Origin of the sequence: Vibrio sp. AND4, from assembly GCF_000171815.1 — a bacterium.
Classification (GTDB): domain Bacteria; phylum Pseudomonadota; class Gammaproteobacteria; order Enterobacterales; family Vibrionaceae; genus Vibrio.
The window spans coordinates 68,417-82,176 of record NZ_ABGR01000005.1 but is presented as its reverse complement, the minus strand read 5'-3'; the positions used below and the strand labels follow the sequence as shown (position 1 = coordinate 82,176).

At 47.0% G+C, this 13,760-nt stretch carries 13 protein-coding genes; all 13 read right to left on the bottom strand.

What is annotated here, in order from left to right:
• Nucleotides 1–180: 180 nt before the first annotated feature.
• The 13 genes from fliJ to flaG all read right to left on the bottom strand — a co-directional run bounded on the left by fliJ (nt 181) and on the right by flaG (nt 13,738).
• The gene (gene fliJ, locus AND4_RS08400) at nt 181–624 is read right to left on the bottom strand and encodes a flagellar export protein FliJ (protein ID WP_009842526.1); all 444 of its coding nucleotides are present in this window, start codon (nt 622–624) and stop codon (nt 181–183) included.
• Nucleotides 625–630: 6 nt separating this feature from the next.
• Entirely contained in the window at nt 631–1,950 is a 1,320-nt protein-coding gene (gene fliI / locus AND4_RS08395; protein ID WP_009842525.1) for a flagellar protein export ATPase FliI, read from the bottom strand.
• 3 nt (nt 1,951–1,953) lie between these two features.
• Nucleotides 1,954–2,754, bottom strand: coding sequence for a flagellar assembly protein FliH (gene fliH / locus AND4_RS08390; RefSeq protein ID WP_009842524.1), 801 nt, complete (start codon nt 2,752–2,754; stop codon nt 1,954–1,956).
• Between the two features lie 154 nt (nt 2,755–2,908).
• Complete coding sequence (gene fliG / locus AND4_RS08385) at nt 2,909–3,964, bottom strand: flagellar motor switch protein FliG (RefSeq protein WP_009842523.1); 1,056 nt, start codon at nt 3,962–3,964, stop codon at nt 2,909–2,911.
• Nucleotides 3,957–5,699 carry a flagellar basal-body MS-ring/collar protein FliF gene (gene fliF / locus AND4_RS08380; protein WP_009842522.1) on the bottom strand — a complete coding sequence of 581 codons (1,743 nt, stop codon included), beginning with the start codon at nt 5,697–5,699 and terminating at the stop codon, nt 3,957–3,959. Before fliF ends, fliG begins: the two co-directional genes overlap by 8 nt.
• 14 nt (nt 5,700–5,713) lie before the next feature.
• On the bottom strand, nt 5,714–6,025 hold the full coding sequence (gene fliE, locus AND4_RS08375; RefSeq protein WP_009842521.1) for a flagellar hook-basal body complex protein FliE: 312 nt from the start codon (nt 6,023–6,025) through the stop codon (nt 5,714–5,716).
• Between the two features lie 126 nt (nt 6,026–6,151).
• On the bottom strand, nt 6,152–7,561 hold the full coding sequence (locus AND4_RS08370) for a sigma-54 dependent transcriptional regulator (RefSeq protein ID WP_009842520.1): 1,410 nt from the start codon (nt 7,559–7,561) through the stop codon (nt 6,152–6,154).
• A gap of 38 nt (nt 7,562–7,599) precedes the next feature.
• Nucleotides 7,600–8,628 carry an ATP-binding protein gene (locus AND4_RS08365; protein WP_009842519.1) on the bottom strand — a complete coding sequence of 343 codons (1,029 nt, stop codon included), beginning with the start codon at nt 8,626–8,628 and terminating at the stop codon, nt 7,600–7,602.
• A 192-nt stretch (nt 8,629–8,820) separates the two neighbouring features.
• Entirely contained in the window at nt 8,821–10,287 is a 1,467-nt protein-coding gene (locus AND4_RS08360; RefSeq protein WP_009842518.1) for a sigma-54 dependent transcriptional regulator, read from the bottom strand.
• Nucleotides 10,288–10,571: 284 nt separating this feature from the next.
• Entirely contained in the window at nt 10,572–10,982 is a 411-nt protein-coding gene (gene fliS / locus AND4_RS08355) for a flagellar export chaperone FliS (protein ID WP_009842517.1), read from the bottom strand.
• Between the two features lie 12 nt (nt 10,983–10,994).
• Nucleotides 10,995–11,300: a flagellar protein FliT gene (locus tag AND4_RS08350; RefSeq protein ID WP_009842516.1), complete on the bottom strand. Its 306-nt coding sequence runs from the start codon at nt 11,298–11,300 to the stop codon at nt 10,995–10,997.
• Nucleotides 11,301–13,289, bottom strand: a complete 1,989-nt coding sequence (gene fliD / locus AND4_RS08345) for a flagellar filament capping protein FliD (RefSeq protein ID WP_009842515.1) — start codon at nt 13,287–13,289, stop codon at nt 11,301–11,303.
• A 20-nt stretch (nt 13,290–13,309) separates the two neighbouring features.
• Entirely contained in the window at nt 13,310–13,738 is a 429-nt protein-coding gene (gene flaG / locus AND4_RS08340) for a flagellar protein FlaG (protein WP_043991568.1), read from the bottom strand.
• Nucleotides 13,739–13,760: the final 22 nt, after the last annotated feature.

Below are 13,760 nucleotides of genomic sequence, written 5' to 3'. Positions count from 1 at the left end.
GAGTTCAACAATGAACAAACCCGCCAAACCATATACGCAGAGACCTACAATGAGTGGTGGATTAGTGAGATTCGACCAAAAGTGTTTAAGTTGATAGAGCAAGACTCCGTCAAAGTAACCTTGCCTGAATCAGTAAAGATGTAACCAGCAGCACTCACGCAATATAGCGATGAGAAACGCTTAGAAACGTTGCGGCTTTCGGCTGTAAAGCAAGGTAGAGAACTCATCCATCTGCTTTTGTTCACGCTTAGCTTCCGCCATTTGCTTTTCTTTCTCACGCTTTTCAATCATCCACTCGTAAGACATTCGTTCTTTACGCATGTTTAACCAATAATCTTGGCAGTTAACGACTTCCTCTTTGAAGTGGCTTTCTGCCTGCTTTTGCTTAGATAGCGTTTCATCAAGCTGAGTTAAAAAGCGGTTTAAATGTCCATATTGACTTGCGGTGAGCCCCGCCATACCACGGTCAACTAATTGCTGGCAGTAGTCCAAACGGTATTTTTCAATTTGCTCAACTTGGCGGTAGTAACCCTCAAGATCTGAGCGCGCTTTATTGAGCGCTAATACCGCTTGATCTTCACGTTCTTTGGCTTGCTCAAGCAGAAACTCCATCGCGTTATTCATGCGCTATTACCCACCTAAGATGCTCTTCAACATGTTGACGCACATGTCGTAAGGTACTGATTCTTTCATGCGCTGCTGCAGATATTCGTCCAACTTAGGTTTGAGGGTAAAGGCACTATCGATAGCAGGATCGGTACCCGGTTTATAGGCGCCAATCGAGACTAGATCTTGGTTCTTACGACAAATCGACAATACTTGACGTACCGCTTTTGACATTAATACATGTTCTTCAGTGGTGATTTGCGGCATAACACGGCTCACCGATTTCTCGACATCGATAGCTGGGTAGTGACCCGCATCGGCCATTTCACGTGATAGCACGATGTGACCATCAAGGATCGCACGCGACGCATCGGCAATCGGGTCTTGCAGATCGTCACCTTCGGTCAGAACAGTAAAGAAAGCCGTAATAGAACCTTGCTCACCTCCCCCATTCCCCGCACGTTCCACCAGTGCAGGCAGTTTAGCAAACACCGAAGGCGGATAACCTTTGGTTGCAGGTGGCTCACCCACAGACAAGGCAATTTCACGCTGCGCTTGAGCAAAACGAGTGAGGGAGTCCATCAGTAGGAGAACATCTAACCCTTGATCACGAAAGTATTCGGCAACCGTCAGTGCAGTTTGGCAGCCCTTCAGGCGCATCAAAGGCGAAGCATCGGCAGGCGCAGCAACGACCACAGAGCGGCGGCGGCCATCCTCACCTAAAATCTCTTCGATAAATTCTTTTACCTCGCGTCCACGCTCACCAATCAGACCAACAACAACAACTTGTGCTGTCGTGCCTCGTGTCATCATGCCAAGCGTGACCGATTTACCGACACCAGAACCGGCAAACAGGCCGATACGCTGACCTTTACCGACAGTCAGTAGGCCATTGATGGCTTTCAGGCCAACATCGAGGGGCTCAGAAATAGGTTTGCGAGCTAATGGATTAATAGGCTCGGCGTTAAATGAAGCACGATGCTCAGTATACAAGGGGCCTAAACCATCCAGTGGGTTACCAACACCGTCAATGACACGTCCAAGCAGCTCCATACCAACAGGCAAACCGACTTCACTGGTTAACGGTGTGACTCTTGCTCCCGGTAGGATGCCCGTGATTTGCTCACTCGGCATTAAAAAAAGATTATCACCGGAAAAGCCGACCACTTCTGCTTCCATATGACCGGACATGGTTTCGACCAAACACAAACTGCCAATCGGAGCACGACAACCTGTCGCTTCCAAAGTCAAACCAACAACACGAACGAGCTTGCCAGAAGCCACTGGACGCGTGGTTAACCCCTCAACCTTGTAGTTTTTTAAACGCTCTGCCAAAGCTAACATGGATTAGTCGCCCTCTTGATGGCGATTTGCGCCACAAAAGCGGCTTAACACGCTTTTCACGCGCTCTTCCATGCGATAGTTAATGCTGGATTCACCGGCGGCAATCTGGACATCGCCACGATTTAGAGATGGTTCAGCCACTAAAGTCCAGTTACGACAATCAAGCTCTTCTTCGCCATATGCAGAGCGGATAATCGTCACATCCTCAGGGTTTAAATGTAATGTGATTGGATGACCAGAGATTGGCAGCGCCTCAAAAGACTGCTTTACCGTATCGAGAATAATTTGTGGATTGGTTTGCACTTCCACATGCACGACTTCTTTGACTAGGCAAAGCACCATATCGACCAGTTGCTTTTCAACCTGAGCGTTCATCAACTCCAAAGGCTGAGCAAATTGATTGGCCAAGTTCATAAAGGTTTCTACTTGTTGCTGGATATATTCTTGCCCAGCCGTAATGCCTTCCGCTTTGCCGAGTTCAAGTCCTTCTGCATGACCTGCACCAATGCCTTCTTCTTTGCCTTTTTCGTAACCTTGATTGAAGCCAGCTTCTTGACCTTGATGCAGACCTTCTTGATAAGCACCTTGCTTAATCAACTCAATCTGCTCTTCTGTCAGTTCAAGAGCGTGCTCTTCTTCGGGCTCATCAAAGTTTGGCACCCAACCAGGGTCGTAGTTAAACGCGGTTTGCTTAGCTTGGTTTTCTCTCGCTTCACCGTAGTCAGGTAAACCCCAGCGCTGCGGCTTGATCATCGAATCGTCTTCGTCAGGACGGATAAATCCACGTTTTCTATCGCCAGCCATGCTTAACCTACAATCTGTCTATGTTAAAATTGATGTTGAAAATAAAGTGCATTGGGAAAATTAACTACGCTGAAAATTCAAGTTTATTTAAAATTAAATTGCGCAGCAAAAGAAGAACATTCCTCTTGCCTTGAGCAAGAGGAATAAGAAAGGATTACAAGAACTCCTCTGCGCCACCTGATAGCATGATTTCACCAGCGTCGGCCATACGGCGAGCAATCGACAAAATTTCTTTCTGAGCGGCTTCTACATCCGCAACACGAACTGGAGGCATGGCTTCGATATCATCGCGCATCATCTCAGCGGCACGTTTAGACATGTTTTTGAAGACTTTCTCACGCAGAGAATCATCAGCACCTTTGAGGGCACGTTGCAGAACATCTTGTGGAACATCACGCAGCAATTTCTGAATACCTTGGTCGTCCACTTCCACCAAATTCTCGAAGACAAACATAAGGTCTTGGATTTGTGTTGCCGTGTCTTCGTCTTGGTCGCGAATTTGCTCCATCAAGATACCTTCGACATTGTTGTCTAGATAGTTCATGATTTCTGCCGCTGCCTTCAGGCCACCAATTTTTGCAGCTTGAGCCCCCGCTTGGCCTGCAAACTGTTTCTCCATGATTTCGTTCAGCTCAGCCAATGCCGATGGCTGGACTTCTTCTAGGTTAGCAATACGCATCATCAGATCCAGACGAACACGCTCTGGGAACTGAGAAAGGATTTCTGCCGATTGGTCTGCATCCAAATATGAAAGCACAATAGTTTGAATCTGTGGGTGTTCATTGACAATGATGCTTGCCACTTGGCGAGGATCCATCCATTTCAGTGAATCCAAGCCTTTAGAACCAGTACCAAGTAGAATTTGGTCAACCAAGTTGTTCGCTTTGTCTTCACCCAGTGCCGCCACCAACGCATTGCGCATGAAGTCTTCGCTGCCCATGCCAATGTTAGTGTATTTCTGGATGTCTTCTAGGAACGCACGATGGACACCAGATACCTTGTCTTGGCTCAGGTCTTTCGCTCGAGCCATTGAACTACCCACACGCTGAACCTGTTTTGGCTCTAGGTGTCGAATGATGCCGGCCGCGTCATTTTCGTTCAGGCTCAACAGCAAAATCGCCGCTTTCTCTTCACCCGTCATGCCAGAGATATCAAACTCCGCTGGCATATCTGCACCGTTTTCATCTTGAGGTACGATATCGTTAGCCATTTTCGTTCATCCAGTTTTTTACTACTTGAGCAGCGAGCTCAGGCTCATTAGCCACCAGAGCACGCACAGCTTTGAGTACATCTTCATCTTTGTGAAGGTTAGGCAAATCAATGCTTGAACCAAACTCAAACAGTTCGCCGCTTTCGATGTCACTGCCAATCAGGCTAGTTTCACCATCCGCACCAATCGGTAAGCCATCTGGTCCATACATTTCATCTTCGTCATCACTCGCTGGGTTGAGCAGTTTCTTCATTGCTGGACGCACCAGAACCAAGATAATGACAATGATCACCAACGCACTTGCGAACCAACGGACCCAGTCGTTGAAGTTTGGATGCTCCCAAATCGGTGGATCAGTCATTTGCTCAAGCTCTGGCTCAGCAAACTTAACACTCAGTACATTCAGCAAATCACCGCGACTCTCATCAAAACCAACCGCGCCAATCAGTACTTGGCGAATTGCATTGATTTCAGACTCTGACAACGGTGTGTAAGTCACTTCCCCCGTATCAGGGTTCACCACTCGACGGTCTTTGATCGCAACAGAGACGGTTTGACGAGCCAAGGTACCCGTCTGCTTGCGTTCATGGCTGATAGTGGTATCAAGCTCAAAGTTACGCGTCGATTCTTTACGAACCGAGCCTTGACCAGTCAATGTGCCATCTTTCATCTGCGCCACATCTTGAGGAATAGACGCATCCGCTGGCGGCTGGTTACTCAATGCCCCGGGAATGCCCGCGACCATGTTGCCGTTATTGTAATCTTCAAGAGCGTATTCACTGCGCGTAGACGGTGTATTTGGATCGAAATTCTTGCGCGTTTGCTCTACGGTGCTGAAATCCATCTGGATGTCCACCTGAGCCGTATAATTACCAAAGCCCAAAATTGGTAATAGCACAGAGTCAATCTTCTCACGCAGCCCTTGTTCTTGGCTGCGCTCTAGCTCTTGTTCTTTGCGACGAGCAGCCGATGCTGGGTCTTGAGAACCTGAGCTGAGTAGACGACCATGTTGATCGGTTACCGTGATACGAGAGGTCTTCATACCAGGAACCGCACTTGCCACCATATCAACGATAGAATCGACCTCTTGCTGTTTGAGGTTTACACCCGTAGAGATAGTCAATGATACCGAAGCAGACGCTTCTTGGTTATGACGAACAAATACACTATGTTTTGGTAGAGCAAGAAGCACACGCGCTTTTCGAACCTGCTTCATTTCTTCAATCGCTTGAGCAAGTTGACGTTCGCGACTGAGCTTCAAACGTTCCTGCTCAAGACGCTGGGAAACACCAAAGCCCATGTCTTGCAGCAAAATATCATCACCGGCTGCCGTTGCTTGGTTCACCCCCGCTCGTACCATGCCCAGCTTGATCGAGTTGTAATCACTCGATTCCACCGAAACCGTACTGCCATCTAGCTTGTAATTAATTTTTTGCTGATCGAGGTAATCCAATACTGGGATCAGTTCTTCTGTCTCGTACGCACCAAGTGGACGCATTTCAGGCTCTTTCACCCAGAAGAACAACATTACGATCAACGCAACACAGATAGAGATAGAAAGAACTAATACGACCTGACGAAGTAGATCTAAGTCGCCCACTGCCATATCAAATTTTGACGCACTGCGCTCTTCAAGATCTGGGTTTTGACTTTCCACATCCAGATCTGAGCCAGCCATCATTGCACCATCGGCGCCGCCATCAGTGACGGTTAAATCTGTAGACTTTTCTGCCACACTTATTACCTAAATTACACTGGCATATTCATGAGGTCCTTATAGGACTCAACGAGCTTATTACGGATTTGTACAGTGGCGTCGAAAGCAACACTGGACTTGTTACGAGCAATCATTACATCAGAAAGGGAAACATCCGCATCACCACGATCAAAACGCGTTTGTAGATCGCCCGATGCTTTTTGAAGTGAGTTTACGTTATTGATGGCTTTTGTGAGGAGATCACCAAAATCTGCCCCAACTTTCGCACCCGTTGCGATAGGAGCGGTATTGGTCGCTTCTACCATCATGGCACGCATTTCTGACTGAATACCATCAACTTTCATTGTCACCTCTAAGCCAAAGTTTTGACTATTAAATAAAACTGATTATTGATACAGCAAACATTGTGCCGTAAGACAATAGTGTCGTAGTGTACCCACACTTTTGCCCTATGGCTATTGATGTATAGATTAAGCCGGAATATCGATACCAGCATCACGCATTTTGGCGAGTTTATAGCGTAAAGTCCGCGGACTGATGCTCAGCTTCTCTGCCATTTCTTTGCGACGACCATTACATTCGATCAATGTTTCTAAAATGATCGCGTATTCTTGATCACGTAATTCGCTACCAAGACCTTCGCCACCAGCCGCAATACGGTTGTTCGCTTCAACTTGAGCTATCGGCTTAACATCAGGAGACACCATTTCTGCATTTTGAACAACGCGTTGCAGACTGCTAGCATCTTGCCAATCCACGCCTTCAAGTAAGATGTGTTCCGCATCAATATCCCCATTTTCACTCAGAATAAGTGCACGTTGAACCACGTTGTCTAATTCACGAACATTGCCTGGCCACGAGTATTGAAGCAGTTTCTCTAGTGCCATTTGCGAGAACTTGGGAACTGGCATACCCACCTTGGTGCAATGGCGCTCAGTCAGGTGCTGAGCAAGTGGCGAGATGTCACCTTTGCGATCACAAAGTGCAGGCCATGTGATTGGGAATACATTCAAGCGGTAGTATAAGTCTTCTCGGAACTTACCTTCAGAGACGTAATGTTTTAAATCGCGGTTACTGGTTGCTAGTACACGAACATCCAACTTGATGCTCTTACGACTACCCAAGCGTTCGACTTCACGCTCTTGCAGAACACGCAGTAGCTTGGCTTGTAGGTTTAAGTCCATCTCACTGATTTCATCAAGCAAGATAGTGCCACCCTGCGCTTGTTCGAATTTCCCCGGACACGCTTGAACGGCGCCAGTAAACGCCCCCTTATCGTAACCGAACAATGTCGCCTCTAGCATATTGTCAGGGATAGCGGCACAGTTAATCGCAACAAATGGACCATTTTTGTGGTTTGAGGCGTTGTGGATGTAGCGCGACATGACTTCTTTGCCTGAACCACTTGGTCCCAAGATCATGACGTTAGCATCCGTACGTGCGACCTTGTCTGCCAGGGCTAACAAGCGCAGGCTTTTCTCGTCCGCCACGACCGCATCACCGTTATCATCACTTTTGATTGGCGCGTAACGGCTCACCATATTAAGCAGTACTTCGGGTGCAAATGGCTTGGCCATGTAATCAATCGCACCTTCTTTCATTGCCGATACCGCATCTTCAATGTTTGCGTAAGCCGTCATAAGTAGGACAGGCATGTTCGGCCAGTTCTGCTTGATATTGCGTAGCAAAGCCAAACCGCCCATGCCTGCCATTTGCACGTCAGAAACCACGATGTCCACCGCATTCGACTTTAGCTTTAACAAAGCGTCTTCCGCACAATCGGCTTCTAGCCACTCATACCCTGCCAGAGCCAGAGTATCCACCAAGGCTTCACGAAGACCTTCGTCGTCTTCTACGATCAGCACTTTGCTTTGCGCCATTATGATTCTCCAGTAATGTTTTCAACAACAGTCGCTTACTACACTTCTGCTTGCACTCTCTCTAGCGGAATGCACATGGTAAAGCAGGCTCCATCACCCTGCTCTGAAATAAGTTCCAATCGACCGTCATGGGCACGGCAAACCATTTGAACGACAGCAAGCCCTAACCCGGTTCCCTGAGACCGTGTAGTAAAGAATGGCTCCATAATTTTTGCTTGTAATTCTTTTGATACACCCGGACCGCTGTCTTGTACAGAAATACGCAACTCACCGTTCACCGGGCGGAAAAACACATCTATCTGCGATTCTTTTCCTGACATCTGAATCGCGTTCATCACTAAATTACTCAATGCCGAGGCAATGGCGTTCGCGTTGCCCAGCAATTCAATGTGTTCTTCTTCGACTTCTAAGAAATAGTCAATGTTATTGTTCTTCAGCGCAGTTTCGACCATTGGCTGATATTCAGCAACCAACTGAGCAATATTAAAAGGTTTAATAACCTTATTATCACCACCTTTAGCAAAAAGCAGCATATCATTAACCTGCTTTTCCAAATCGTGCAGTCGATCCATTAATTTGCTTTGAAATCTGTCTCTTGTCGCCGGAAGCAAGTTTGGCGCCGCTAAATTGGATGCATATAGCATAGCACTCGATAACGGTGTTCTGACTTGATGTGCCAGAGACGCTACCATACGGCCAAGTGATGACAGGCGTTGCAAGTCACTCACGCGAGACTGCAGCAAACGTGTTTCCGTTAGGTCGGTAATTAAAATGAGCTGGCCAGTCGCGGATGCTGAAATCGCCAAACGAACTTTACGACCATTGCGCAGTGAAACTTCGTGACCATCATCTTCTCGTGGGTCAAATACTGCTTGGATGATATTGAACCATTTCTCTTCGACCAGCGGTATATCGAGAATGCGGTGCGCTTCAGGGTTGGCTTCGCGAACAACTCCATGGGTATCTAACAAGATCACGCCCGCCGGCATCACGTCCAAGACCTGCTTGTAACGTTCTACTTGATTCTCTACTGAGTCTAAATGGGATTGGTTGGTGTTATTGTCCATTCGCTGCCTGTCGAAATGTCGCCATTCAAATACTTAAGTAGCTTGGCAAGCAATTAGTATACCAAGCTGCTTCCTATATTTATCATGGCGTTATGTCATCGACAAGAAATTGACACCAAGAAATGGATGGTTTTATTGTCAGAAAAGATAACCAGCGGTCTTAAGTTGAACCACAGTAACGCCAAACAGACCCTAGCGTTGAAGGTTATATTTACGCATTTTCTCGACCAAGGTTGTACGTCGCATGCCTAGCATATCCGCTGCTCTTGCAACAACGCCACCCTGTGCCTCTAGCGCCTGGTTGATCATGTTGATTTCCATATCCGCGAGAAGTTCTTTTAAGTTTACCCCTTCTGACGGAAGAGCTTGAGGCGCATTCATATTGTGCTCTATTTCACTTTGCTCATCAAAACTAAAGTCCTCAGAGAAAATGTCCTGGAACACATCGCGTTCTTGCTCTTCCATAGAAGTAAATGGGTTACTTTCTGGTTGGAATTCAGGGATATCACTGTAGCGGTATTTAGTTGGTAGGTGGTTCACATCCACTAAGCTGTTGGGGTACAAGATCACCATACGCTCAACAAGGTTGGCAAGTTCACGCACGTTACCCGGCCAGTCATGCTCCATCAATGAGTTGATCGCACGAGGCGTAAAGTAGATGGGTTGCCCACCTTCGGCTTCTAGACGCGTCATCAGTTCTTGTAACAACAAGGGAATATCTTGCTTGCGTGATTTTAACGCTGGCATTTCAATGGGGAAAACATTCAAGCGGTAAAAAAGATCTTCACGGAATGTGCCATCGTTGATCATGGTGTCTAGATCGCGGTGAGTTGCAGCCACGACACGAACGTTTACTTTAATCGTCGTGTTGCCACCAACACGCTCAAAGCATCGCTCTTGCAGTACACGCAGCAACTTCACTTGCATCGACATTGGCATATCACCAATCTCATCAAGGAAAATGGTGCCACCTTCCGCTAATTCAAAACGACCTTTGCGTGTCGTTAACGCACCAGTAAATGCGCCTTTTTCATGGCCAAAAAGCTCGCTTTCTAGTAGGTCTGCTGGAATGGCACCACAGTTGATCGGTACAAAGGGGCCAGAGCAGTAAGTAGAATGATAGTGAATGTTTCGTGCCACCACTTCTTTACCCGTACCAGATTCGCCCAAGATCAACACATTTGCTTCGGTGGCTGAAACTTGTTCAATCAAATGCCGAACGTCTTGAATACCTCGGCTTTGACCAACCAGACTGCGGAAAAGGGTATTATTACGCGTATTCGCTACCACGTTTACGCCTTTACGGCCCAAGAAATCATTGCAATGACGTAACGCTTCGCTAAGTTGCGGATAATTAAGCGGTTGCTCCAATTCACCGACAAAGTTAGGCAAGTCATCAACAGGCAATGGAAAAGTGCCCATGACAAGAAGTGGGATATGGTGCGCTTGTGAGAGGCGAGCCATCACCGCTGTCGCGGCATGACCTGCACAGAGGTTAACGACAATGCAACCTGACCAAATCGCAGACCAGTCAACATCGCCTAGCTGGTCAGAGCTGACCGCTTCGCAACTTTCTCCAACAAATTCCAATATATTGCTTATATTCAGACGACTTGCTGCATTGTCATCGATTACAAGTAGTTTTGCCAAACCTTGCATAAGTAAGAATGATTGCCTTTCATATGGGGTTGTTGCGCCAGGCCTTAGTTTACGTTGTCGAACGTCGAAAAGGTTGTCACACTTTCAACAAACGATAGTCAAAATAGGGAAATCAGCAACAAAAAAAAGCCATTAGGGCCAATAATAACTTCTATTTTATTTGAATAAAAAAATAAGGCAACCAAGCAATAAAGAGGTGTGAGCTCTATTGTAACTTTTCTTAACTAATTAATATGCAACAAGAAATTATCCTTTACCTGTTCTGTAAAGTCTTCTATAGCCGACTATATACCGACTTCAGCTGCCGTTAGGTTATGGTATTCAGTTGGAATTTGGTCCCAAGCCGATTTAATTTCGCGAATGATATCAATAACATCATCAATTGGTTTAGGGTCGTTCTGGTGGTTTGCTGTCGAGATCTGAGTAATCATAAACTCGTAAAGTGAATCTAGGTTTGAAGCAATGTCTCCACCGTCATCCATAGATAAACAGCTACGCAGTGCGATGATGATGTCCAGCGCTTTGCCAAGACGCTCACCTTTTGCAGGAATATTACCTGCTTGCATCGCCGCTTTACCCTGAATAAGACGCTCGATTGCACCTGCCATGAGCATTTGAATGACTTTATGCGGAGATGCCGCACTCAGCTGGCTGTCAACTGATACCTTTTTGTATGCTTGCAGAGAACCGCGCATAGTATTCCTCTTTTATCTAAATTTTTTGTACTGCTGAAGCGAACGTTGACCATAGCGGAACTTGTGAAGGTCTTTACTTAGGTTCATCGTTTCATTTTGCATCAGCTCAACAATACTTTGGGTGCGAATGAGCAAGTCTTGCCACTCTGCTCCCTGCTTCAACGATGGATTGTCCTCAACAATGGAGAGTAGGTTTTGCAATAACTCTTCCCTGCTATCGACCAAGTGAAGAATTTCTTCAGTATTTAAGGCAGCTTTTTCCAGTCCTCGCGTAATTAGTCGATCAATATCACTAATTTCTATAAGTGCACTTTTCATCTATTGACCCAGAGCGTTCATCAGCGCCCCTAATTGACCCTGCATCTTTCCCGTCGCATCTTGCATGGCCGAAAATTTAGCATGAGTGCGCTTTTCAAGCCCCTCCATGCGACGGTCTAATGCGACTTGATCATCACCGAGGCGATAGTTCTGTTCTGTCAAGCTCTTCTCACGCGTACGGATGCTGCCCGTAAAGCCAGTGATACCTTGAATAGCTTCTTCAACGCGTTTAGCAAAACCCGAGTTACCACCAAAGAATTTGCCCAACTCATTAAAGTTGTTGTTCAATTGGCGATCTAAAATGTCATATTTGATTTCTAACGTGCCTTGACGTGTGGTGGTGATACCAAACTCGGTCAGGGACTTCAAATTTTCTGGCGCAGTGTCAATCGACGTTGAGAAGACAGATTTTAAACGCGCATCAGCGCTTCGCACAGTGCTGTCACCCGCCAACGGGCCTTTTTGGCCTGTAGTGGGATCCACACTCGCTAGCGCCTTCGAGTTTTGATAAAACGAATTGTAAGCCGAAACAAAGTTCTCTATGTCTGCACGCACACTTTGGCGATCATACTCAACACCAATCTCTGCTGGTGGTTTACCCCGTTCCGATTTTCCCTTTAGCGTAAGGTTTACACCTTCAATGGCATCTTCAATCACGTTGTTGTGGCTCGACAGCCTTGCCACACCATCAAGCATAACTTGTGAATCTTGACCGGCTTGTACTTCCGTCATGCCCGAATAAACTTCAAATGATTGTTGCGCTTGTGCGATTTTTGCCTCTGCGACGTCGATTTTCTCAAGACGTTCACGCTCTTCTGGTTCTAGTTTGGAACGATGGATTTGTTTCGCTTGTTCTTCCGTCAATTCACCACGGGCGACCTTTTGGTCAAGCTCTTGCTTTTCACCAGCGATCTTCTGCTCAATCTCGGCTTTTTCTTGTTCAAGCTGTCTTTTGGCTTCTTTGGTTGTGACATAAGAATCTGTGAGTGTCCCGGAGGCTGCATTGTTCCAACCCGGCACGTCTGGTGCTTTCGCGATGGCTTCTTCATCCAACTCTAATTCTGGCGGTTGATAGGAGTCGAGAAGTGTGCCTGAAGCCGTTTCTGTCCAACCGGGGATGCTGTCTTGCGGACGCATGCTCGCACGTTTGTTGGCTGCATCAATCGCTTCTTGCCCTGCGTGCGCTGCGGCAGCACCGGCTGCAGAGATCGGTTCATCCACTGCGCCATCTTGCGCATTCTCTGCTGTTTTTTGTCCATCTGGAGGTATAGGATTGCCGTCTGCATCGCGCATTGCTTCTGGTTCTTTCAGAGGTCCAAGCACAGCCTCAGCTGCTTCACGAGCTTCTTTGAGCTCGTTCACTCGGTCTTCCAGAGTTTTGTATTCGAGGTGTTTAAGAAGATTGCCCGCTTCAGCTTCTACACTAACTTTGATTTGCTGGTCCTCGCCCGGAAGGTTCGAAGCAAGGATCAAACGCGGCCCCGCGACATCGTTAATGACAGAAGCACGTACGCCAGGGTTATCCTTGGCGCCGTTAATCCCACGAACGACATCAATGAGTTTAGAGTGAGATCGGACATTTAGGTCAAAGGTGTTATCACCAAGAGAAATCTGCAGCTTACCAGCGCCAAATTTTGTATCTTCTGGCAGAACGTCAGAAGCGACTTTATGGCTCTGTGCAAGCTGCAACACGTCGATAGCATACTTACCGGCTATAGCGTCCGTTGTTGCGGTTGCAGATACGATGGCATCGTCGGTCGTCTCTACCGTACGAGCAGCAAATGCTTTCTCCTGACGAAAATTCGTCATGAGGTTCTTCATCGTATCCAACGATTCTCTGAGTCGCCCATAAGCACTGATACTGGCGTCAATTGTCGCGCGCTCGTTGTTGATGCGTTGCTGCTTTGGCACACGCTCAGCATCCACAATTTTGCTGACCATGGAATTGATATCCATGCCGCCAGACATCCCCAAAGGGCCTATACTCATTAAATCACCTCTAAAACAACTTACACCTTTTCAACTAACAAACCACTGTTAGCTGTGTGCTCAGCTAGGCGACGCAATACCACTAGCATTTCTTCATCAGGGATTTGACGAATCACATCACCAGTCGTGGCTTCGAAGATTGTCACAACGTCTCGACCCGATGCTTCATCGACTCGAAACGCCACTCCCTTATTCATGGCGTCGACAAATTCATTCATTTGCTTAACCATTTTTTCGCGCTCTTCTCTGTTCAGCTCTTGGCGATTTTCTGCCATTTCAAGTGCAGCTTGAACAGAGAGATCACGCTCGGCACCGTCCGTTTTTTTAACAGGAACGGGACCGTGAGAACTTGCTGTGTTAGGCGCGCCTACGCCAATTTCTTTAGCAACTTTTGTGCCACTTGGCGTGCCGTAAGGCTGGATGTTCGACATGTAGGAGGATATTTCCATTACAATCTCCCTTCCACCTTAT

Excerpts from the sequence above, each read along its gene's own strand:
- fliJ (WP_009842526.1), bottom strand. The coding sequence starts at position 624 with ATGAATAACGCGATGGAGTTTCTGCTTGAGCAAGCCAAAGAACGTGAA.
- fliI (WP_009842525.1), bottom strand. The coding sequence starts at position 1,950 with ATGTTAGCTTTGGCAGAGCGTTTAAAAAACTACAAGGTTGAGGGGTTA.
- fliH (WP_009842524.1), bottom strand. The coding sequence starts at position 2,754 with ATGGCTGGCGATAGAAAACGTGGATTTATCCGTCCTGACGAAGACGAT.
- fliG (WP_009842523.1), bottom strand. The coding sequence starts at position 3,964 with ATGGCTAACGATATCGTACCTCAAGATGAAAACGGTGCAGATATGCCA.
- fliE (WP_009842521.1), bottom strand. The coding sequence starts at position 6,025 with ATGAAAGTTGATGGTATTCAGTCAGAAATGCGTGCCATGATGGTAGAA.
- AND4_RS08370 (WP_009842520.1), bottom strand. The coding sequence starts at position 7,561 with ATGGCGCAAAGCAAAGTGCTGATCGTAGAAGACGACGAAGGTCTTCGT.
- AND4_RS08365 (WP_009842519.1), bottom strand. The coding sequence starts at position 8,628 with ATGGACAATAACACCAACCAATCCCATTTAGACTCAGTAGAGAATCAA.
- AND4_RS08360 (WP_009842518.1), bottom strand. The coding sequence starts at position 10,287 with ATGCAAGGTTTGGCAAAACTACTTGTAATCGATGACAATGCAGCAAGT.
- fliS (WP_009842517.1), bottom strand. The coding sequence starts at position 10,982 with ATGCGCGGTTCTCTGCAAGCATACAAAAAGGTATCAGTTGACAGCCAG.
- AND4_RS08350 (WP_009842516.1), bottom strand. The coding sequence starts at position 11,300 with ATGAAAAGTGCACTTATAGAAATTAGTGATATTGATCGACTAATTACG.
- fliD (WP_009842515.1), bottom strand. The coding sequence starts at position 13,289 with ATGAGTATAGGCCCTTTGGGGATGTCTGGCGGCATGGATATCAATTCC.
- flaG (WP_043991568.1), bottom strand. The coding sequence starts at position 13,738 with ATGGAAATATCCTCCTACATGTCGAACATCCAGCCTTACGGCACGCCA.